17 protein-coding genes are annotated in these 21507 nt (G+C 66.4%); 12 read left to right on the top strand and 5 right to left on the bottom strand.

What is annotated here, in order from left to right; genetic code table 11:
• Positions 1 to 132: 132 nt before the first annotated feature.
• From prpB to ACK4S9_RS11450, 5 genes are all read left to right on the top strand, one after another.
• Positions 133 to 1023: a methylisocitrate lyase gene (gene prpB / locus ACK4S9_RS11470; RefSeq protein ID WP_409725645.1), complete on the top strand. Its 891-nt coding sequence runs from the start codon at positions 133 to 135 to the stop codon at positions 1021 to 1023.
• Positions 1024 to 1046: 23 nt separating this feature from the next.
• The gene (gene prpC, locus ACK4S9_RS11465) at positions 1047 to 2207 is read left to right on the top strand and encodes a 2-methylcitrate synthase (protein ID WP_409725643.1); all 1161 of its coding nucleotides are present in this window, start codon (positions 1047 to 1049) and stop codon (positions 2205 to 2207) included.
• 160 nt (positions 2208 to 2367) lie between these two features.
• A complete protein-coding gene (gene acnD / locus ACK4S9_RS11460) occupies positions 2368 to 4974 on the top strand; it encodes a Fe/S-dependent 2-methylisocitrate dehydratase AcnD (protein WP_409725641.1) in 2607 nt (868 codons plus the stop codon).
• Positions 4975 to 5120: 146 nt separating this feature from the next.
• The gene (gene prpF, locus ACK4S9_RS11455) at positions 5121 to 6320 is read left to right on the top strand and encodes a 2-methylaconitate cis-trans isomerase PrpF (RefSeq protein WP_409725639.1); all 1200 of its coding nucleotides are present in this window, start codon (positions 5121 to 5123) and stop codon (positions 6318 to 6320) included.
• Positions 6321 to 6454: 134 nt separating this feature from the next.
• Positions 6455 to 9073 carry an EAL domain-containing protein gene (locus ACK4S9_RS11450; RefSeq protein ID WP_409725637.1) on the top strand — a complete coding sequence of 873 codons (2619 nt, stop codon included), beginning with the start codon at positions 6455 to 6457 and terminating at the stop codon, positions 9071 to 9073.
• Positions 9074 to 9076: 3 nt separating this feature from the next.
• Here the strand turns inward: ACK4S9_RS11450 and xth are convergent, their stop codons facing one another.
• On the bottom strand, positions 9077 to 9844 hold the full coding sequence (gene xth, locus ACK4S9_RS11445) for an exodeoxyribonuclease III (RefSeq protein WP_409725682.1): 768 nt from the start codon (positions 9842 to 9844) through the stop codon (positions 9077 to 9079).
• A gap of 498 nt (positions 9845 to 10342) precedes the next feature.
• On the opposite strand from xth, the gene ACK4S9_RS11440 reads away from it, so the two are divergent.
• The 3 genes from ACK4S9_RS11440 to ACK4S9_RS11430 all read left to right on the top strand — a co-directional run bounded on the left by ACK4S9_RS11440 (position 10343) and on the right by ACK4S9_RS11430 (position 11427).
• Positions 10343 to 10693 (top strand): hypothetical protein, encoded by a 351-nt coding sequence (locus ACK4S9_RS11440; protein WP_409725635.1) that lies wholly within the window; start codon positions 10343 to 10345, stop codon positions 10691 to 10693.
• A 1-nt stretch (position 10694) separates the two neighbouring features.
• Positions 10695 to 10901: a DUF1653 domain-containing protein gene (locus tag ACK4S9_RS11435; protein WP_409725633.1), complete on the top strand. Its 207-nt coding sequence runs from the start codon at positions 10695 to 10697 to the stop codon at positions 10899 to 10901.
• A 67-nt stretch (positions 10902 to 10968) separates the two neighbouring features.
• Positions 10969 to 11427, top strand: coding sequence for a hypothetical protein (locus ACK4S9_RS11430; RefSeq protein WP_409725631.1), 459 nt, complete (start codon positions 10969 to 10971; stop codon positions 11425 to 11427).
• A gap of 106 nt (positions 11428 to 11533) precedes the next feature.
• Here the strand turns inward: ACK4S9_RS11430 and ACK4S9_RS11425 are convergent, their stop codons facing one another.
• Complete coding sequence (locus ACK4S9_RS11425) at positions 11534 to 13036, bottom strand: leucyl aminopeptidase (RefSeq protein ID WP_409725629.1); 1503 nt, start codon at positions 13034 to 13036, stop codon at positions 11534 to 11536.
• Positions 13037 to 13113: 77 nt separating this feature from the next.
• Here ACK4S9_RS11425 and lptF point away from each other — a divergent pair, with 77 nt between their 5' ends.
• The 4 genes from lptF (at position 13114) to ACK4S9_RS11405 (ending at position 18352) form a co-directional block, all read left to right on the top strand.
• On the top strand, positions 13114 to 14280 hold the full coding sequence (gene lptF / locus ACK4S9_RS11420; RefSeq protein ID WP_409725627.1) for an LPS export ABC transporter permease LptF: 1167 nt from the start codon (positions 13114 to 13116) through the stop codon (positions 14278 to 14280).
• Entirely contained in the window at positions 14277 to 15461 is a 1185-nt protein-coding gene (lptG, locus tag ACK4S9_RS11415; protein WP_409725625.1) for an LPS export ABC transporter permease LptG, read from the top strand. The genes lptF and lptG overlap by 4 nt, the downstream gene beginning before the upstream one ends.
• Before the next feature lie 5 nt (positions 15462 to 15466).
• A complete protein-coding gene (locus ACK4S9_RS11410) occupies positions 15467 to 15835 on the top strand; it encodes a sirohydrochlorin chelatase (protein ID WP_409725623.1) in 369 nt (122 codons plus the stop codon).
• A 213-nt stretch (positions 15836 to 16048) separates the two neighbouring features.
• Positions 16049 to 18352, top strand: a complete 2304-nt coding sequence (locus ACK4S9_RS11405; protein ID WP_409725621.1) for a DUF4214 domain-containing protein — start codon at positions 16049 to 16051, stop codon at positions 18350 to 18352.
• A gap of 148 nt (positions 18353 to 18500) precedes the next feature.
• Here ACK4S9_RS11405 and cobA read toward each other — a convergent pair whose 3' ends face one another.
• From cobA to cysD, 3 genes are read right to left on the bottom strand one after another with little or no spacing between them, the layout of a single operon-like run.
• Complete coding sequence (gene cobA, locus ACK4S9_RS11400; RefSeq protein ID WP_409725619.1) at positions 18501 to 19220, bottom strand: uroporphyrinogen-III C-methyltransferase; 720 nt, start codon at positions 19218 to 19220, stop codon at positions 18501 to 18503.
• Positions 19221 to 19233: 13 nt separating this feature from the next.
• Positions 19234 to 20550, bottom strand: coding sequence for a sulfate adenylyltransferase subunit 1 (locus ACK4S9_RS11395; RefSeq protein ID WP_409725617.1), 1317 nt, complete (start codon positions 20548 to 20550; stop codon positions 19234 to 19236).
• Entirely contained in the window at positions 20550 to 21488 is a 939-nt protein-coding gene (gene cysD / locus ACK4S9_RS11390) for a sulfate adenylyltransferase subunit CysD (RefSeq protein ID WP_409725615.1), read from the bottom strand. The genes ACK4S9_RS11395 and cysD overlap by 1 nt, the downstream gene beginning before the upstream one ends.
• Positions 21489 to 21507: the final 19 nt, after the last annotated feature.

Here is a 21507-nt window from a genome sequence, read left to right as displayed (position 1 = left end):
ACGTTTCGTTTCAATGAAACAATAGCGCCGGTGAATTCGCCCCAAGTCCTTGATTTTGAAGCAAAGCCGTACTGGCACGCCAATTGCATCAAGAAGGGCATACCCGATCAACCCTCATTCGAAAGCTTCAGCATGAGCCACTACTCCGCCGGCGCCGCGTTCCGCCAGGCCGTCCAGGAAGAATCCCCGCTGCAGGTCATCGGCGCCATCAACGCCAACCACGCGCTGCTGGCCAAGCGCGCCGGCTACCGCGCCATCTACCTGTCGGGCGGCGGCGTGGCCGCCGGTTCCCTGGGCTTGCCGGACCTCGGCATCTCGAGCCTGGAAGACGTCCTGATCGACGTGCGCCGCATCACCGACGTGTGCGATACTCCGCTGCTGGTCGACATCGACACCGGTTTCGGCGCCTCGGCCTTCAACGTCGCGCGCACCGTGCGCTCGCTCATCAAGGCCGGCGCCGCCGCCTGCCACATCGAGGACCAGGTCGGCGCCAAGCGCTGCGGCCATCGCCCGGGCAAGGAGATCGTCGGCAAGGACGAGATGGTGGACCGCGTGAAGGCGGCCGCCGACGCCCGTACCGATGAGGACTTCGTCATCATGGCGCGCACCGACGCGCTGGCCGTGGAAGGACTGGATGCCGCCATCGAGCGCGCCGTTGCCTGCGTGGAAGCGGGCGCCGACATGATCTTCCCCGAAGCCATGACCAGCCTGGAGATGTATAAACAGTTCGCCGATGCCGTGAAGGTGCCGGTGCTGGCCAACATCACCGAATTCGGCGCGACCCCGCTGTTCACGCTGGACGAACTGCGTAGCGCCGGCGTCGGCATCGCCCTGTACCCGCTGTCGGCCTTCCGCGCCATGAACAAGGCCGCCGAGAACGTCTACGAGGCGATCCGCCGCGACGGCACCCAGAAGAACGTCCTGGACACGATGCAGACCCGCGCCGAACTGTACGACCGCATCGACTACCACAGCTACGAACAGAAGCTCGATGCGCTGTTCGCCCAGAAGAAAACCAAGTAATTCAGACTCAGGAGAAGCCACGCATGAGCACCCAGAACAACGAGACCCCAACGTTCAAGCCGAAGAAATCGGTGGCCCTGTCCGGCGTCGCCGCCGGCAATACCGCACTGTGCTCGGTCGGCAAGACCGGCAACGATCTGCACTACCGCGGCTACGACATCCTGGACGTCGCCACTACCTGCGAATTCGAAGAGATCGCCTACCTGCTGGTGCACGGCAAGCTGCCCACCAGTGCCGAACTGAAGGGCTACAAGGCCAAGCTGAAGTCGCTGCGCGGCCTGCCGCAGGCCGTCAAGAGCGCGCTGGAGGCGCTGCCCGCCGGCGCCCACCCGATGGACGTGATGCGCACCGGCGTGTCGGTGCTGGGCTGCACCCTGCCGGAAAAGGACGACCACAACATCCCGGGCGCGCGCGACATCGCCGACCGCCTGATGGCCTCCTTCGGCTCGATGCTGTTGTACTGGTACCACTTCAGCCATAGTGGCAAGCGGATCGACGTCGAGACCGACGACGATTCGATCGGCGGCCACTTCCTGCACCTGCTGCACGGCGAGAAGCCGCGCGAATCCTGGGTGCGCGCGATGCACACCTCGCTGATCCTGTACGCCGAACACGAGTTCAATGCCTCGACCTTCACCAGCCGCGTGATCGCCGGCACCGGCTCCGACATCCACTCGGCCATCACCGGCGCGATCGGCGCCCTGCGCGGACCGAAGCACGGCGGCGCCAACGAAGTGGCCCTCGACATCCAGAAGCGCTACGAGAACGCCGACGAGGCCGAAGCCGACATCCGCAACCGCGTGGCCAACAAGGAAGTCGTGATCGGCTTCGGCCACCCGGTGTACACCATCAGCGACCCGCGCAACGTGGTGATCAAGGAAGTGGCGCGCACGCTGTCGCAGGAAGCCGGCTCGATGAAGATGTTCGACATCGCCGAGCGCCTGGAATCGGTGATGTGGGAAGTCAAGAAGATGTTCCCGAACCTGGACTGGTTCTCGGCCGTGTCCTACCACATGATGGGCGTGCCGACCGCCATGTTCACGCCGCTGTTCGTGATCTCGCGCACCTCCGGCTGGGCCGCGCACATCATCGAGCAGCGCATCGACAACAAGATCATCCGCCCGAGCGCGAACTACGTGGGTCCGGAAGACCTGCAGTTCGTGCCGATCGCGGATCGCAAGTAATCGACGAATGAGCGCGGCGCGTCCGTCGCCCCGCGCCCGAAAAACCGTCATCCCCGCGCAGGCGGGGATCCAGGTCTGTGTGAATGGTCCGCAACTGACATTGGATACCGGCCTTCGCCGGTATGACGGTTCAAGGGGTAACACTGAGGATTCCTGAACCATGAACACCAACCACCGCAAACCCCTCCCTGGCACCAGCCTGGACTACTTCGACACGCGCGCCGCGGTCGAGGCCATCCAGCCCGGCGCCTACGACACGCTGCCGTATACCTCGCGCGTGCTGGCCGAGAACCTGGTCCGCCGCTGCGACCCGGCCAGCATGCTAGATGCCCTCAAGCAAATCATCGAGCGCAAGCGCGATCTCGACTTCCCCTGGTTCCCCGCGCGGGTGGTCTGCCACGACATCCTGGGCCAGACCGCGCTGGTCGACCTGGCCGGCCTGCGCGACGCCATCGCAGAGCAGGGCGGCGACCCCGCCATGGTCAACCCGGTGGTCCCGACCCAGCTGGTGGTGGACCATTCGCTGGCCGTCGAGTGCGGCGGCTTCGACCCGGACGCCTTCGCCAAGAACCGCGCCATCGAGGACCGCCGCAACGAAGACCGCTTCCACTTCATCGAGTGGACCAAGAAGGCCTTCCAGAACGTCGACGTGATCCCGCCGGGCAACGGCATCCTGCACCAGATCAACCTCGAGCGCATGTCGCCGGTGATCCAGTCCGAGCAGGGCGTGGCCTATCCGGACACCCTGGTCGGCACCGATTCGCACACCCCGATGGTCGACGCCCTGGGCGTGATCGCCATCGGCGTGGGCGGCCTGGAAGCCGAGAGCGTCATGCTCGGCCGCGCCTCGTACATGCGCCTGCCGGACATCGTCGGCGTCGAGCTGACCGGCAAACCGCAGCCGGGCATCACCGCCACCGACATCGTGCTGGCGCTGACCGAGTTCCTGCGCAAGTCGAAGGTTGTCTCGGCCTATCTGGAATTCTATGGCGAGGGCGCCGCGGCGCTGACCCTGGGCGACCGCGCGACCATCTCGAACATGGCCCCCGAGTTCGGCGCCACCGCCGCGATGTTCTACATCGACGAGCAGACCATCAAGTACCTGCGCCTGACCGGCCGCGAGGAAGAGACCGTGCAACTGGTCGAAACCTACGCCAAGGAAGCCGGCCTGTGGGCCGACAGCCTCAAGACCGCCCAGTACGAGCGCGTGCTTTCCTTCGACCTGTCCTCGGTGGTGCGCAACATCGCCGGTCCGTCGAACCCGCACAAGCGCGTGCCGACCTCCGAGCTGGCCGAGCGTGGCATCGCCGCCAAGGTCGAGAACGAAGCAGGCCTGATGCCGGACGGCGCCGTGATCATCGCGGCCATCACCAGCTGCACCAACACCAACAACCCACGCAACATGATCGCGGCCGGCCTGATCGCCCGCAACGCCAACCGCGCAGGTTTGCTGCGCAAGCCCTGGGTCAAGAGTTCGCTGGCGCCGGGTTCCAAGGCCGTGGCCCTGTACCTGGAAGAAGCCGGCTTGATGCCTGAACTGGAAAAGCTGGGCTTCGGCGTGGTCGCCTTCGCCTGCACCACCTGCAACGGCATGAGCGGCGCGCTCGACCCGACGATCCAGCAGGAGATCATCGAGCGCGACCTGTACGCGACCGCCGTCCTGTCGGGCAACCGCAACTTCGACGGCCGCATCCACCCCTATGCCAAGCAGGCCTTCCTGGCCTCGCCGCCGCTGGTGGTGGCCTATGCGATCGCCGGCAGCATCCGCTTCGACATCGAGAAGGACGTGCTGGGCGTCGACGCGTCGGGCGCGCCCATTCGTCTCGCCGACCTGTGGCCGAGCGACGAGGAGATCGACGCCGTGGTGGCGCAGGCCGTCAAGCCGGAGCAGTTCCGCAAGGTCTACACCCCGATGTTCGCGCGCGTGGTGGACGATGGCGAGAAGGTCAGCCCGCTGTACGACTGGCGCCCGCAGAGCACCTACATCCGCCGCCCGCCTTACTGGGAAGGCGCGCTGGCCGGCGAGCGCACGCTCGCCGGCATGCGTCCGCTGGCCATCCTGGGCGACAACATCACCACCGACCACCTGTCGCCCTCGAACGCGATCCTGCCGGATTCGGCGGCCGGCGAGTACCTGGCGAAGATGGGCCTGCCGGAAGAGGACTTCAACTCCTACGCCACCCACCGGGGCGACCACCTGACCGCGCAGCGCGCCACCTTCGCCAATCCGACCCTCAAGAACGAAATGGTGCTCGATGCCATGGGTAACGTGAAGGCCGGCTCGCTGGCGCGCATCGAGCCGGAAGGCCAAGTTACGCGCATGTGGGAAGCCATCGAGACCTACATGGAGCGCAAGCAGCCCCTGATCGTGATCGCCGGCGCCGACTACGGCCAGGGTTCGTCGCGCGACTGGGCGGCCAAGGGCGTGCGCCTGGCGGGCGTGGAAGCGATCGTGGCCGAAGGCTTCGAGCGCATCCACCGCACCAACCTGGTCGGCATGGGCGTGCTGCCGCTCGAGTTCAAGCCCGGCGTGAACCGCTTGAGCCTGGGGCTGGACGGCACCGAGACCTTCGACGTGCGCGGCGAGCGTACCCCGCGTGCCGACCTGACCCTGGTGATCCACCGCAAGAACGGCGAACGCGTCGAAGTCTCGGTAACCTGCCGGCTCGACACCGCCGAGGAAGTGGCGATCTACGAGGCGGGCGGGGTGCTGCAGCGCTTCGCGCAGGATTTCCTCGAGTCGTCGGTTCCCAAGGTCGCCGCGTAACTACTTGTGGATGCCCTCCGTGCGCGTCGTTCCCGCGAAGGCGGGAACCCAATGTTGCCGGCGTATCGATGACGTTCGCAAAATTGGATCCCCGCCAGCGCGGGGATGACGTTCGTGGGCTAACGATGAAATCAACTTGAGGCGATATGCCACACACACACCAAATCAAAATCCCCGCCACCTACATGCGCGGCGGCACCAGCAAAGGCGTGTTCTTCCGCCTGCAAGACCTCCCCGAAGCCGCGCGCGTGCCCGGCCCGGCGCGCGACGCGCTCCTGCTGCGCGTGATCGGCAGCCCCGACCCCTACGGCAAGCAGATCGACGGCATGGGCGGCGCCACCTCCAGCACCAGCAAGGCCGTGATCGTCGCCAGGAGCGACAAGGCCGACCATGACGTCGACTACCTGTTCGGCCAGGTCTCGATCGACAAGCCTTTTGTGGACTGGAGCGGCAACTGCGGCAACCTGTCCTCGGCGGTCGGGTCCTTCGCCATCGCCAGCGGCCTGGTGGACCCCGAGCGCGTCCCGCGGGACGGCGTGGCATTGGTACGCATCTGGCAGGCCAACATCGGCAAGACCATCGTCGCCCACGTCCCGGTGACGAATGGCGAAGTCCAGGAAACCGGCGACTTCGAGCTCGACGGCGTGACCTTCCCGGCGGCCGAGGTGCAGCTCGAATTCCTCGACCCGGCGGCCGAGGAGGAGGGCGCCGGCGGCTCGATGTTCCCGACCGGGAACCTGGTCGACGAACTGGACGTCCCGGGCGTCGGACGGCTGCAGGCGACCATGATCAATGCCGGCATCCCGACCATCTTCGTGAACGCCGAAGCGATCGGCTACACCGGGACCGAGCTGCAGGAGGCCATCAACGGCGACCCGCGCGCGCTGGCCATGTTCGAAACCATCCGCGCCCACGGCGCCTTGCGCATGGGCCTGATCGCCAACATCGAGGAAGCGGCCAAGCGCCAGCACACGCCCAAGGTGGCCTTCGTGGCGAAACCCGCGAACTACGTCGCCTCCAGCGGCAAGCAGGTGGCGGCGTCCGACGTCGACCTCCTGGTGCGCGCGCTCTCGATGGGCAAGCTGCACCACGCGATGATGGGCACCGCCGCGGTGGCGATCGGCACCGCCGCCGCGATTCCCGGCACCCTGGTCAACCTGGCGGCCGGCGGCGGCGAGCGCACGGCCGTTCGCTTCGGTCATCCGTCCGGCACCCTGCGGGTGGGCGCGCAAGCCGTGCAGTCGAACGGCGAGTGGAGCGTCGCCAAGGCGATCATGAGCCGCAGCGCACGCGTGCTGATGGAAGGCTGGGTACGCGTCCCGGGCGATTATTTCGAAGAAGCTTGAAATTGGTCGGATGATGCGATTGATGGGCCGTGACAACACGGCCCGTCTTTATGCTTCTTAGTTTTGGAACATGGAGGCTTTGTGGTTTATGATTTCTAAAAGGCAAGTTAGCCGAGAGACAATCAAGAACCACCATGGACCGACACCTAGGTGCGCTCGCGCTCGCAGCCGATAGCGCCCCATCCGCCCAGACGCCCGCAGAGCCGAGGGATCTCGAGCACGAGATGCTGCGCATCGCCTTGCGCGACCAGCACGCCATCCTGGAGAACGCGCCGGTCGGCATCGTCTTCACGCTGCCGGGCCAGTTCAAGTCCTGCAATCCGCGCATCTGCGAGATGCTCGACTATTCCTACTCCGAGCTGAGCCGCCTGAGTCCGGCCGACATCTTCGCCTCGCCCGAGGCCTACCAGGCGCTGGTGGCCGAAGCCTATCCGGTGCTGGCCGCCGGCGGCCTGTACGAGAAGGGCGAGCAGCCCTTCCGCCGGCGTGACGGCTCGCTCATGTGGGCGCGCCTGCGCGGGCGCGCGGTCGACCCCGGCGCGCACGAGGCCGGCACCATCTGGATCGCCGAGGACGTCACCGACGTGCGCCAGACGCTGTTCGAGGTGCAGGCGATCATGCAGAACGCCACGATCGGCATCATGTACACGCGCAACCGCATCATCCAGCGCTACAACCCGGCCTTCGCCGCCATGTTCGGCTACCGCGACGGCGAGGCGCTGGGCCGCTCGACCCGCATCGTTTACCCGGACGACCAGTCGTGGCAGGAATTCGGCGCGAATGCCTATCCGCAGCTGGCAAGCGGCCATCCCTACCGCGCCGAGACCGAATTCGTGCGCAAGGACGGCTCGCGCATCTGGGGCCAGCTCAACGGCTACCTGTTCAGTCCCGAAGACCCGGCACTGGGCGCGATCTGGATGTTCGAGGACCGCACCCGCGAGCGTCTCGACGAGATCCAGTTGCGCAATGCCCTGATGGAGAACCGCGCGATCCTCGACAACGCGGTGCTCGGCATCGCGGTGGTCGAGGACGGCGTCACCCTGCATTGCAACAGCAAGATGGAAGAACTGTTCGGCAGCCCCGCCGGCGGCATGGACGGCACCCCGGTGCGCGCCCTGTACCCGGACGAAGCCGGCTGGAAGCTGGCGCGCCTCGACACCGCGCGCAGCTTCGAAGCCGGCCAGGTGCACACGGCGGAATACCTGATGGCGCGCCGTGACGGCACGCCGTTCTGGGCGCGCCTGTCGGGACGCCTGTTCGATGCCGCCCAGAAGCGCGGGCGCAGCGTCTGGCTGATCGACGACGTCACCGCGCGGCGCGAAGCGGCCGAGGCGATCCGGCGCGCGCGCGACGAGCTCGAGATCCGGGTGGCCGAGCGCACCGCCGAACTGGCCGGGGCCAATGCCTTGCTGCAGGAAGAAATCGCCGAACGGCGCCAAGCCGAGGCGCGCGTGCACCACATGGCCTACCACGACAGCCTCACCGGCCTGCCGAACCGTGCGCTGCTGTCCGACCGGCTCGACTGCGCCTTGCGCGCGGCGCACCGCAGTGGCCGCAAACTGGCCGTGATGTTCCTCGACCTCGACCGCTTCAAGACCATCAACGATTCGCTCGGCCACGCCACCGGCGACCAGTTGCTGCGCGAGGTCGCGCGCCGCCTGTGCACGGCGGTGCGCGACAGCGACACCGTGGCGCGCCTCGGGGGCGACGAGTTCGTGGTGCTGCTGCCGGACGTCGGCGGCGCGCGCGACTGCGCGCAGGTCGGCGACAAGATCATCGAGGCGCTCGCGACCCCGTTTCCCTTCGAGGGCCGCAGCCTGCACATTTCGCCCTCGATCGGCATCTGCCTCTACCCCGACGACGGCGACGACGTCGACACCCTGATGCGCCATGCCGACGCGGCCATGTACCACGCCAAGGCGGCGGGGCGCAACAACTACCAGTTCTTCGACCAGCGCATGAACCAGGCCGCGGCGCGGCGCTTCGAGCTGGAATCGAACCTGCGCGGGGCGCTCGCGCGCAAGGAGTTCGAGCTGCATTACCAGCCGATCATCGACACCGCCACGCGCCGCCTGCATGCGCTCGAGGTGCTGCTGCGCTGGCGCCGCAGCGGCGACACGAGCGGCCAGATGCTGGTGGGGCCCGACGAGTTCATCCCGATCCTGGAAGAGAACGGCATGATCGTGCCGGTGGGCGAGTGGGTGATCCGCAGCGCCTGCGAGCAGAGCATCGCCTGGCAGCGCCAGGGCCTACCGGCGGTGCCGCTGGCGATCAACCTGTCGGCGCGCCAGTTCATGCACGACGCGCTGGTGTCCTCGATCCGGCGCATCGTCGGCGAAACCGGCATCGACCCGGCGCTGGTGGAGTTCGAGCTGACGGAGACCGCGCTGATGCAGCACGGCGGGCAGACGCTCGAGATCCTGCGCCAGATTAACGACATGGGCATGCGCCTGTCGATCGACGATTTCGGCACCGGCTATTCGAGCCTGGCCTACCTGAAGCGCTTCCCGGTCCGCAAGATCAAGATCGACCGCGCCTTCGTGCGCGAGCTGGAAGCCAGTTCGGAAGACCGGGCCATCGTGGCGGCGGTGATGGCGCTGGCGAACAGCCTGGGGCTGTCGGTGGTGGCCGAGGGCGTCGAGACGGAAGGGCAGTACGCGCTGCTGAGCGGCTACGGCTGCCAGTTCGCGCAGGGCTACCTGTTCGCGCGGCCGCTGCCGGCCGTGGAGGCGGCGCGCCTGCTGGCCGCCTGAGGGTCAGTCCGCCAGCGTCGCCACCACGGGCGCGTGGTCCGAGGGCTGTTCCCACTTGCGGGTCTCGCGGTCGATGTGGCAGGCCGTGCAGCGTTTCGCCAGTGCCTCCGTGAGCAGGATGTGGTCGATGCGCAGCCCGCGGTTGCGGCGGAAGGCCAGGTTGCGGTAGTCCCACCAGCTGTACTGTTTTTCCGCTTGCTCGAACAGGCGGAAAGCGTCTATCAGGCCGAGCGCCATCAGCTCTGACAGCGCCGCGCGCTCCGGCGCGGTGAAGTGGATGTGGTTTTCCCATTCGGCCGGGTCGTGCACGTCGCGCGCTTCCGGCGCGATGTTGTAGTCGCCCAGCACCGCCAGTTGCGGATGCTGGCGCATCTCCTCGGCCACCCAGGTGCGCAGCCCTTCCAGCCAGGCCATCTTGTAGGCGAACTTGTCGCTGCCGATTTCCTGGCCGTTCACCACGTAGGCGCAGATGATGCGCATGCCGGAGATGGTCGCGGCGATCAGGCGCTGCTGCTCGTCCTCGAAATGGGGATTGCCGACCAGGACGTCTTCGATCGGATGCTTCGACAGGATCGCCACGCCGTTATAGGTCTTCTGGCCGGCGAAGACGACCTGGTAGCCGGCGGCATTGATCGCGGCCACCGGGAATTTGTCGTCGGTGAGCTTGGTTTCCTGGATGCACAGGACGTCGACCGGATTGGCCTCGAGCCAGGTGAGCAGGTGCTGGAGGCGGACTTTCAGCGAGTTGACGTTCCAGGTGGCGATCTTCATGGGCAGCGGCTTGGGTGGTAAAGGCGGCATGATAACCGTTTGCAAGATGAGCGGATAGCCTTGCCATGCCTTCGGCACATCGCTTATTGAGACAGAAATATGCCACCCAAATAACCGTCGTGATATGACAGTTGTATTTATGCCGGTTACACAGCAATTGTTATTAAAGAGCCACTATCATTGTGTGTCATGCAAGGCGTTATGTTAGAATTCCTTAATAGAATAATAAAGAAGTTGACGATTTTATGCCGTGCGGGCTGTAAAAATGTTCGTAAAAGAATTAAACTAGCGCCGAAGCATTTAACACTGTTTCCGTGTGGAATATATTAATTGCGTTACGGCAACTAAGACTGTACTATTTGCATACCAAGGAACAAGTTCGGTTGCCATCTGTCCGTGTATCGTGCGGGCATATTGGCAAGGTGCAAAATGGTACTATTCGAAATCTTGTTTTTTCGATAGCAAATGAACCCGAACGCCGATTTACAAAGGACTGAAATGCGCAATGCATTCGAAGCGTGGGCCCAACGCGAAGGCCACATTACGCGCCGCCGCGAAGACAAGCCCGAGGAATACCTCGTCTATGAAACCCAGCGCCGCTGGGTGATCTGGCAGGCTGCCCTGACGCATGGCGCCAAGGCCGCGGCCGAGGCGCCGTCGAAGTTCGCCAAGGACGCCGAGCACAAGCCTGCGGTCACGCAGGACGAAGCCGCGGTGCGCAACCGCGTGCTCAACGAAGTGCTCGACGCCTTCAGCGAGTTGGACGAAGCCGCCGGCATGGAAGGCGTGCTGAAGGTCATCCAGGGCCTCAAGAAGAAGCAGAAGACCCTGGAAGAGACCAAGGCCTGAGTTGGGGCGGGCCAAGCGCTACCGCCACTACAAGGGCGGCATCTACGAACTGGTCTGCGAAGCCGTCATGGAAGCGGACCACACGCCCGTGATGGTCTACCGCGGCCAGGACGGCGCCGTCTGGGTGCGTCCGCGCGCGGCCTTCTTCGAGACCGTCGAGGTCGATGGCGCGGCCGTGCCGCGCTTTTCCGTCATCGGCGAGGCGTAGCGACCTGCCCTTCAGGATACGCTCTTGGCTGCCGTTAATGGGGCATACAGCATTTCTGGTGGGCCCCATGTCGCGTTTTCCCCGGTTTTTTCTCCCATTCCTGTTCGCACCGCTCTTGCTGGGCGGATGTGCCACCGTCTCCGATGCGCCCCTGCAGCAGCAAGTCGAACTGCACGCCGTGCTCGATTACCAGGAAGTCAGCGGGGTGGGCTGCCTGCTGAGCAATAATCTCGGGCGCTGGTTCGTCGTGGCGCCCGGGCGCGTCACCATCGCGCGCAGCGCCGAGCCCCTGGTGGTCAGTTGCAAGAAGGCGGGACTGGGAACGGGCCGGGAAGCCTTCGGATCGCGTCCCGACGCCATGAGCCTGATGGGCAATGTCGTGATCAGTGCCGGCATGGGATTCGCCGTGGACAGGTATTCGGGCGCCAGCTGGTCCTATCCGGCCAACCTGACGGTCCTGATGACACCGGCCGCGCCGCCTGCGGAACTGGCGGCGGCCGAGCGGGTCCAAAGCCCCGTGTTCTGAAGGACGAAACGAAACAGCCCCGCACGCGGGGCTGTTTTTCTTGGTGAAAGAATATTTCACCACAACGCCATGATGAAAGAATATTTCATCATGGCGCTTGCGCGCATTACACGCGGTTCATCAGGAAGGTGGTCAGGAGCGGCACCGGACGGCCGGTCGCGCCCTTGTTCGCGCCCGACTTCCAGGCGGTGCCGGCGATGTCCAGGTGGGCCCAGGTGTACTTGCGGGTGAAGTTTTCCAGGAAGCAGGCCGCGGTGATCGAGGCCGCGCCCGGGGTGCCGATGTTGGCCAGGTCGGCGAAGTTCGACTTGAGCTGCTCGTTGTAGTTCTCGCCCAGCGGGAAGCGCCATGCCACGTCGCCGGCCTGCTTGCCGGCGTCCAGCAGTTCCTGGGCCAGGGCGTCGTGGGCCTCGTCGTGGCGGGTGAACAGGCCGCTGGTGTGGTGGCCCAGCGCGATGACGCAGGCGCCCGTCAGGGTGGCGACGTCGACCACGGCGGCCGGCTTGAAGCGCTCGGCGTAGGTGAGGGCGTCGCACAGGATCAGGCGGCCTTCGGCGTCGGTGTTCAGGATTTCGATGGTCAGGCCGTTCATCGAGGTCACGATGTCGCCCGGCTTGGTGGCGCGGCCCGAGGGCATGTTCTCGCAGGCGGCCACGATGCCGATCACGTTCAGCTTCAGGTTCATCTCGCCGATCGCGCGGAAGGTGCCCAGCACCGAACCGGCGCCGCACATGTCGTACTTCATTTCGTCCATGTTCGGACCCGGCTTGAGCGAAATGCCGCCGGTGTCGAAGGTGATGCCCTTGCCGACCAGCACGGTCGGCGCATCCTTCTTGTTGCCGCCCATGTGCTTGAGCACGATGAACTTCGGCGCTTCTTCGCTGCCCTTGGCCACCGCCAGGAAGCTGCCCATCTTCAGCGCTTCGAGTTGCTTGCGCTCCAGGACTTCGATCTCGAAGCCGAATTCGTCCGCCAGGCCGCGCGCGGTGTTGGCCAGGTAGGTCGGGGTGCAGACGTTGGGCGACAGGTTGCCCAGTTCCTTGGTCAGGGCCATGCCGTTCGAGATCGCGATGGCCTGGGCCAGGGTCGGCTTGAGTGCGGTGGCGGCGTTCGCGGCGTCGGCCGCGATGACGATCTTGCGCACGCCGCTCAGGGCCGGATCCTTCTTGCTCTTCTGCGTATCAGTACGGTGCTCGGTCTCATTGGCGGCGATCACGAGTGCGCGCACCGCCCAGTTGACGTCGCGGTCTTTCACATCCGCGAGCGGGAATGCGATAATGGCATCCTGGCTGCCCAGGGTGGCGAACACTTTCATGGCCGCGCCGATGGCGGTGCCGTAGTTCTTTTCGCTGATCGCATCAATCGTGCCCATGCCCACCAGCAGCACGCGTGCCGCGCTGACGCCTTTCACGCCGCGCAGCAGCAGGGTCGAACCGGCCTTGCCGCTGATGTCGCCGGACTTGAGCGCCGCGGTGATGTCGCCGCTGGCATCGAGCGCCTTGGCAGCCTGCGACAGGGTCTTGTTTTCGAACACGGCAACCGCCACCACGCCGGCTTTCGCGGCGGCCAGGGTGGTCTTGGTGTCGAATGCTTTTATGCTAAAGTCCATTTTTTGGTTCTCCGGTTTGATTTCGCGGCGCATTTGCATACAAACGTGCCTAACCTGCAATTATAGCTATATATTGAATGATCTTTCGACGCGCCCTGCAACGTGAATTGGCCAGTTCGGCCGGCGCCACCTTTACGGTGCTGTTCACGATCCTGGTCACCTGGACGCTCATCAAAGTCCTCGGCACCGCTGCCGGCGGCAAGGTCGACCCAAGCGATGTCCTGGCCCTCATCGGTTTCGCCATCCTCAACTACCTGCCCACCATCCTGACCCTCACGGTCTTCATCTCGGTGCTGGCTGCGGTGACGCGCAGCTACCGCGATTCCGAGATGGTCGTCTGGTTCGCCTCCGGCACCTCGCTGATGCGCTGGATCCGCCCCGTGCTCACCTTCGGCTTGCCGATCGTGGCCGTGGTGGCCGCGCTGTCGCTGGTGGCGGCGCCGTGGGCGGCGCTCAAGCGCGCCGAATTCGTCGAGCGCTTCCAGAAGCGCGAAGACCTCAAGCGCGTGGCGCCCGGCCAGTTCCGCGAATCCTCGTCGGCCGATCGCGTGTTCTTCGTCGAACGCTCCACCACCGGCGCCACCGTGGTGCAGAACGTGTTCGTCAATTCGCAGGACAAGAACGGCAACGTGTCCGTCGTCGTGGCCAAGGAAGGCGTGATCGAGTCCGACCCCAAAGGCGGCCAGTACCTGGTGCTGAGCAATGGCCGGCGCTATTCCGGCACCCCGGGGCAAGCCGACTTCCAGTCGATGGAGTTCGACCGCTACAAGATGCGCGTCGCCACCCGGGTGCCGGTGCTCGGCACCGACACCCCGACCAATGCCTTGCCCACCACGGCGCTGCTGCAGGTCGAGAACCAGTACACGCGCGCCGAGCTGCTGGCGCGCATCTCGGCGCCGATCATCTGCCTGGTGCTGATGCTGCTGGCGATCCCGCTCGGCTTCGTCAACCCGCGCGCCGGCAGTTCGGCCAACATGATCCTGGCGCTGCTGATCTTCTTTACCTACCTGAACCTGAACAAGATGATGGAAAAGAGCGTCCAGCGCGGCAGGCTCGAATTCGACATGGCCTGGTGGCCGCTGCACCTGGCCGCCGCGCTCACGGTGGCCGTGCTGTTCGCCTGGCGCCTGAACGTCAACCACCGCTGGCATCCGCTGGCCCTGCTGGGCGCCTTCAAGCGGCGCCGCGGCGTCCGCGGCAAGGCCGCGGCGGCCCAGCCGTTGGCGAAGGCGGAGGCCGAATGAGCATCCTGCAACGCTATTTCGCGGTCAACATCCTGCAGGCGGTCGCCTTCGTCGCGGTCGCCTTCCTCGCCCTGATTTCCTTCATGGACCTCACCGCCGAGCTGCCCTCGGTGGGCAAGGGCGGCTACGAGTTCGAGCATGCGCTGATGTACGTGCTGCTGCTGGTGCCGGGCAACGTCTACCAGGTGATGCCGGTGGCGGCCCTGATCGGCACCATCTACACGATGGCGCAGTTCGCCTCCAGTTCCGAGTTCACCATCATGCGCGCGTCCTCGATGTCCACGCGCATGGCGGCGTCGATGCTGTTCAAGGTCGGCATCGTGCTGGTCCTGATCACCTTCGTCTTCGGCGAACTGATCACGCCGCGTACCGCGCCGCTGGCCGAGCGCGTGCGCCTGGCGGCCAAGGGCTCGGCCCTGTCGGGCGAGTTCCGCTCGGGCATGTGGACCAAGGACAGCATCCATGCCGAGGGCGTCAAGGGACCGGTGATCGGCACCCGCTTCTTCAATGTGCGCCAGGTCCGTTCCGACGGCCAGCTGGTCGACGTGCGCCTGTACGAATTCGACGCCAACATGCGCATGCGCGCCCTGATCACCGCCAGCAGCGGCAGCTACAGCGGCAACAATACCTGGCGCCTGCTTGGTGTCACCGAGACCATGTTCTCGAACAGCCGCGTGCTGCCCGCGCCGGGCACCCCGGTGCCGCAGGGACAGTCGATCGCCGCCGCCTTCGGCCAGGAGACCTCCGCCGTCGCCACCCGCAAGCTCGACACCCTCGACCTGGCCTCGGAGATCACGCCCAAGATCCTGTCGGTGTCGCGTTCCGATCCCGAGCGCATGTCGGCCAGCGAACTGGCCGTCTACACCCGCCACCTGGCCGAGAACCGCCAGGAGACCGGGCGCTTCAAGGTGGCGTTCTGGAAGAAGCTGATCGACCCGCTCTCGATCCTGGTGCTGATGGCGCTGGCGCTGCCCTTCGCCTACCTGCACACGCGCAGCGGCGGCGTGAGCCTCAAGATCTTTGTCGGCATCATGATCGGCGTGGGCTTCCTGCTGCTCAACGCCCTGTTCTCGAACCTGGGCGTCCTGACGGCGCTGCCGGCCTTCTTCACGGCGGCCGCACCGAGCCTGCTGTTCCTGCTGCTGGCCATCGGCGCCCTGATGTGGGTGGAAAGGCATTGACTATCATGAAACGCGCACTCGTCCTGTTCGCCCACGGCGCCCGCGCGCAAAGCTGGGCCGCACCCTTCGAACGCCTGCGCGAGCAGTCGCAGGCCCGGCTGCCGGGCGTGCAGGTGCGCCTGGCTTTTCTGGAACTGATGGAGCCGCGCCTGCCCGCCGCGGTCGACGCGCTGGTCGCCGAGGGCGTGGACGACGTCACGGTGGTGCCGGTGTTCCTGGGGCAGGGCGGCCACCTGCTGCGCGACCTGCCGCAACTGGCGGACGGCATCCGCGCCGCCCATCCGGGCCTGCACCTGGCGGTGGCCGGCGCCATCGGCGAAGACCCCGGCGTGCAGGCGGCCATGACCGACTACTGCATCCGCGCCCTGGGCTGAGCGCGAGGCATTACGTTATCTTTGCCGTCCTGTCCAGTTTTATGCTGTCAAGGGCTTAACAGGCTTGGCAAAGCCGGCAATATTACGTTGGTTTTTCGTCGTATTGCCGCATGGAATTTAATTTCCGTCTTTAAATACCAGTTTCCGTAGGGCATCATTGTTTCTGTTCAGTTCCGCGCGCGCCGCGCGGCCCACTTCAGAAACATGCCGCCCATGAGTACCGAAATCACCGATTACGCGCCTGTCGGCATCCTCGACGACCGCGATGTCCTGTTCACCACCCTGCGCAGCGGCGAACTCGCCGCCACCTTGACCCCGATCGACTGGGGACTGCCGACCGGCGGACGCTGGGTCATCGATGCCCAGTCGGTGCCGGGCCTGTTCTCGATCGCCTACAACCCGGCCACCGACACCACCGCGCGCCTGATTCTCAATGACCCGGCCTTGCTGCCGGCCGCAGGCAGCGGCGTGGCGGTCACCGTGCATTACTACGACCGCTACCAGATCGACGGCTACGGCAATCCGCTGCCGGGCAAGGGTATCGCCGAGACGCTGGTGTACACCGTCGAGGCGGGCAGCTCGCGCGACCTCGCCGGCTTCGGCAGCGAGTTTGCCCTCGGCGCCGCGGCGCCTTCCGCCAACCCGGAACTGGCGACGCTATCGACCGGCGCCTTCATCGCGGTATGGCAGGCGCCGGGCGGCAGCGTGGTCGGGCAACTGCGCAGCGCCAGCGGCGCCGCACAGGGGCAGGCCTTCGCCATCAGCTCGGCCAGCGACGGCGCGGTGGAAGGGGCGCCCGCGGTGGCCGCGCTGGCGGACGGGCGCTCGGTGGTGGCCTACACCAGCACCGACGGCGCGCTCACCCGCATCGCCTACCGCGTCCTCGACGCGGGCGGCAGGCCGGGCGCCGAAGTCGTCGTCGGTGCCGCGGGCTTCGACACCGCCATGCCCGACGTGGCCGCATTGGGCGACGGCTCCTTTGCCGTCGCCTGGCGCAGCGGCGGCCAGGTGCACGTGCGCAGCATTGACGCCAACGGCAACCCGATCGGCGCCGAGCAGGTCCATGGCACGCTGGGCTCGGCCTTCAGCCCGAGCATCGCCGCCAGCGCCAATGGCTACGTCGTGGCATGGGGCGAGCTGAACGATGGCAACGTCTACGCCGCCCAGGCCGGCGGCGCCACTATCCTGGTGAGCGGCGACGGGCTGGCCGCCAGCATCGCCACGGCGGCGCCGCAGCCGGCCGTCACCGCGCTGGCCGGCGGCGGCTTCGTGGTGACCTGGGACAGCTATGCGAATTCGCCGTGGGGCTTCGCGAGCAGCGACATCTTCTTCCAGCGCTTCGACGCCGCCGGCAAGCGCCTGGGCGAGATGACCCAGGCGAACCTCGACGCCGGCGGCGGTCGCTTCGAGGCGACCACGGTCGCGCTGGCCGACGGCGGCTTCCTTGTCGCCTGGCAGAGCGCGGGCGGCGACTTCGACGGCAATGGTGTCTTCGGCCGCCGCTTCGCCGCCGACGGCGCGTCGCTCGACGCACGCGAATTCGGGATCAACGAAATGCGCCAGGGCGACCAGGCCAACCCGGTCCTGAGTGCGCTGGCCAATGGCGGATTCGCCGCCGCCTGGGTCGATACCCGGGCCGACGGGACGGTCCAGGTCGAGGCCCGTGTGCTGGCCGGGATCGAACCGGCGCCGATAGGGTCCGCACCGGCGGCCGGCACGGCGCCCGTACCGGCGCCCGTACCGGCGCCAGCTCCGGCTCCAGCTCCAGCCCCAGCCCCGGCCCCGGCCCCGGCCCCGGCCCCGGCTCCGGCTCCCGCACCGGGGCCGACAGTGACGCCGGCTCCCACGCCGTCCACGGGCAGTACCGGCAACACCACGGGCAGCGGATCGTCCATCGCAACCAGTGTGAGCGGCAACGACGGCGCCAACCTGATCAAGGCCATGGCCGGCAGCCAGAAGATCGACGGCCTCGGCGGGATCGACACGGTCGAATATGGCAGCTACAGGAGCCTGTTCGACATCACGCGCGGCGCGGCCGTTACCACCGTCGTCGACCGCCATGGCGCCTCCGGCGCCGACACGCTGGTGAACGTCGAGCGCCTGAAGTTCGCCGACGTCTCGGTGGCGCTGGACATCGAGGGCACCGCCGGCCAGGCCTACCGCCTGTACCGGGCGGCCTTCGACCGCGTGCCCGACAAGGAGGGCGTAGGCTACTGGATCAAGATGATGGATGCGGGCGTGACGCTGACGCAAGTGGCGGCGGGCTTCGCCGGGAGCGACGAGTTCAAGAGCCTGTACGGCGCCAACGCGAGCGACGCGCAGTTCGTCGGGCTCCTGTACAACAACGTGCTGCACCGCAGCGCCGAAGGCGCGGGATACGATTACTGGATGAAGGCGCTGACCGAGCTGCACACACCGCGCGAGCAGGTGCTGGCCTTCTTCAGCGAGAGCGCCGAGAACCAGGCGCAGGTGATCGGGGCGATCCAGAACGGGATCGAGTTCATGCCCTGGGGGTGATGCACTGTCACGGGTGAATGATCGCGAATCGTAGGGTGGACGGCTATGCCGTCCGCGCGTTCAAATCACGGATGCGCCGCTACAGCGCTTGCACTTGCTGGATGCGCGGACGGCGAAGCGTGATCCGGTCCACCGGACCAGATCACCCCTACAAACTCTGGTGCTCGCGTTTTGCCAGGGCCTCGCCGAGCATCACCAGCACCGGCCCGTGTCCCGGCTCCAGGCCGCGGGCCAGGTCGGAGAGGGTCAGCCGCAGGATGCGCTCATCCGCCCGGCTGCAGTTTTCCACCACCACTACCGGCAGGTCCGGCCGCCGTCCCTCCGCCAGCAGGCGTTCGGCGGTGGCCGCGGCTTCGCGCCCGCCCATGTACTGCACCAGCGTATCCGTCTCGGGCAATGCGGGGTGATCGGGCTGGTCCGGCGCCGTGCTGGACGTGAAGAAGGCGACGCTGCGCGCCACGCCGCGCTTGGTCAGCGGCTGCTTGCTTGCGGCCGCCGCTGCGACCGCGGTGGTGATGCCGGGGACGATTTCGACCGCGATGCCGGCCGCTTCCAGCGCGCGCAATTCTTCGTCGGCGCGCCCGAACAGCATCGGATCGCCGCCCTTGAGCCGCACCACGCGCTTGAACCTGGCGGCGCAGTCGACCAGCTGCTGGTTGATCAGGGTTTGCGCCGTGGAGCGCTGGCCCGAGCGCTTGCCGACGGAGATCAGCTCCGCCTGGCGGCACAGGTCCAGCATCTCGGGCGTGACCAGGGCGTCGTAGAGCACGACGTCGGCCTGCGCCAGCAGGCGCGCGCCGCGTACGGTGATGAGGTCGGCGGCGCCGGGTCCGGCTCCTACCAGATAGACTTTGCCCAGTGCCGCCATGCTGCTCCTTCGCTTATTGATCCAGTCGGATCATACCCGCAGCGACGGTCTGGTGGCTGACTTCGTCGATCAGGATGAAGGCGCCCGTGGCACGGTTGTCGCAATAGGCGTCGGCCGCCAGCGGCTGCTGGACGCTCAATTGCACGGTGGCGATGTCGTTCAGCTTCAGGCCCTCCGACGCCGAGCCGACCGAGCGCTGCTGGGTGTTGACGTCCAGGATGCTGTCGACCTGCTTGACCTTGGCGCCGGTCTGGCGGGTGCCGTGCTTGATCCAGTACTTGCGGCGCGGGTCCAGCGGCTCGTCCGACATCCAGCACACGTCCGCCACCACCTGCTTCAACTGCGTCGCCGGCTGCTCGGCGCCTGCCAGCAGGTCGCCGCGCGAGATGTCCAGGTATTCGTTCAGCAGCAGGGTGACCGATTGGCCGGCCACGGCCGATGGCAGCGAGCCGTCGAAGGTGACGATCTCCTTGACGGTGGCCTGCTGGCCCGAAGGCTGCACCACCAGCTTGTCGCCGACCGACACCTTGCCGGACTCGATGCGGCCCATGTAGCCGCGGAAGTCGTTCGCTTCGTGGCCGTTGTGGCGCGCCACCAGCTGCACCGGGAAGCGCAAGGGCGCGGCGTGCGCTTCGTCGTAGACCGACAGGCCTTCCAGCAGCTCGATCAGGGTCGGGCCCCGGTACCACGGCATGCGCTCGGAGGCTTCGACCACGTTGTCGCCGGCCAGCGCCGAGAGCGGGATCGCGGTGACGTCCTTCAGGCCCAGCGACCGGGCGAATTCGCCGTAGGCGGCCACGATGCGCTCGTAGACCGTGCGGTCGTAGTTCACCAGGTCCATCTTGTTGACGGCCACGATCACGTGCTCGATCTGCAGCAGCTTGGCGATGGTCGAGTGACGCTTGGTCTGGGTCAGCAGGGTCACAGAACCGTCGTCGCCCAGTTTCACCTTCGAGACGTCCACCAGGATGATCACGGCGTCCGCGGTGGAGGCGCCGGTCACCATGTTGCGGGTGTACTGCTCGTGGCCCGGAGTGTCGGCGATGATGAACTTGCGCTTGGGCGTGGCGAAGTAGCGGTAGGCCACGTCGATGGTGATGCCCTGTTCGCGCTCGGCTTCCAGGCCGTCGGTCAGCAGCGACAGGTCGATGATGTCGCCCACGGTGCGCTTGTGCTTGGAGCGCGAGACGGCGGCCAGCTGGTCGGCGAAGATGCCCTTGCTGTCGTACAGCAGGCGGCCGATCAGCGTGCTCTTGCCGTCGTCGACCGAGCCGGCGGTAATGAAGCGAAGGAGGCCGCGTTGATTAAGATTATCGGTCATGGCGTTCATCAGAAATATCCTTGCTTCTTGCGTTTTTCCATCGAGGCTTCGGAGGTCTGGTCGTCCATCCGGGTCGCGCCGCGCTCGGTCACTTCGGTGACGGCGGTTTCGGCGATGATGTTCTCCACGCTGCTGGCGGTCGAGGCCACCGGGCAGGTGCAGGAGATGTCGCCCACGGTGCGGAAGCGCACGGTGCGGGTCTCGACCTGTTCGCCTTCGCGGGCCGGGGTCAGGGGCGTGAGCGGCACCAGGAGGCCGTTACGCGGGATCACCTGGCGCTCGTGCGCGAAGTAGATCGAAGGCAGGGCCAGCTTCTCGCGGGCGATGTACTGCCACACGTCGAGTTCGGTCCAGTTCGAGATCGGGAACACGCGCATGTTCTCGCCCGGGTGGACGCGGGTGTTATACAGGTCCCACAGTTCCGGACGCTGGGCCTTCGGATCCCATTGGCCGAACTCGTCGCGGAAGGAGAAGATGCGTTCCTTGGCGCGCGCCTTCTCCTCGTCGCGCCTGGCGCCGCCGATGCAGGCGTCGAAACCGTGTTCGGCGATGGTTTCCAGCAGGGTCACGGCCTGCGCGGCGTTGCGCGAGTCCGTGGCCGGATTGCGCAGGCGCACGGTGCCGCGGCGGATCGATTCCTCGACCGAACCGACGATCAGGCGCTCGCCCAACTCCGCCACGCGTGCGTCGCGGAAGGCGATCACTTCGTCGAAGTTGTGGCCGGTGTCGATGTGGACCAGCGGGAAGGGGAACTTGCCCGGGCGGAAGGCCTTCTCGGCCAGGCGCAGCAGCACGACCGAATCCTTCCCGCCCGAGAACAGCAGGGCAGGGTTGCTGCATTCGGCGGCCACTTCGCGCAGGATGTGGATGGCCTCCGATTCGAGGGTGTCGAGGTGGCGCGCATTCACGTCGGTGAGCACGGCCGGGTTGTCGAGAAGCTTCGTCATGTTGTTTTGCCTGGTAGGT

Origin of the sequence: Massilia sp. (genome assembly GCF_046293535.1) — a bacterium.
In the GTDB taxonomy this organism is placed as follows: Bacteria; Pseudomonadota; Gammaproteobacteria; order Burkholderiales; family Burkholderiaceae_D; genus Telluria.
This window is presented reverse-complemented; position numbering and strand designations above follow the sequence as displayed.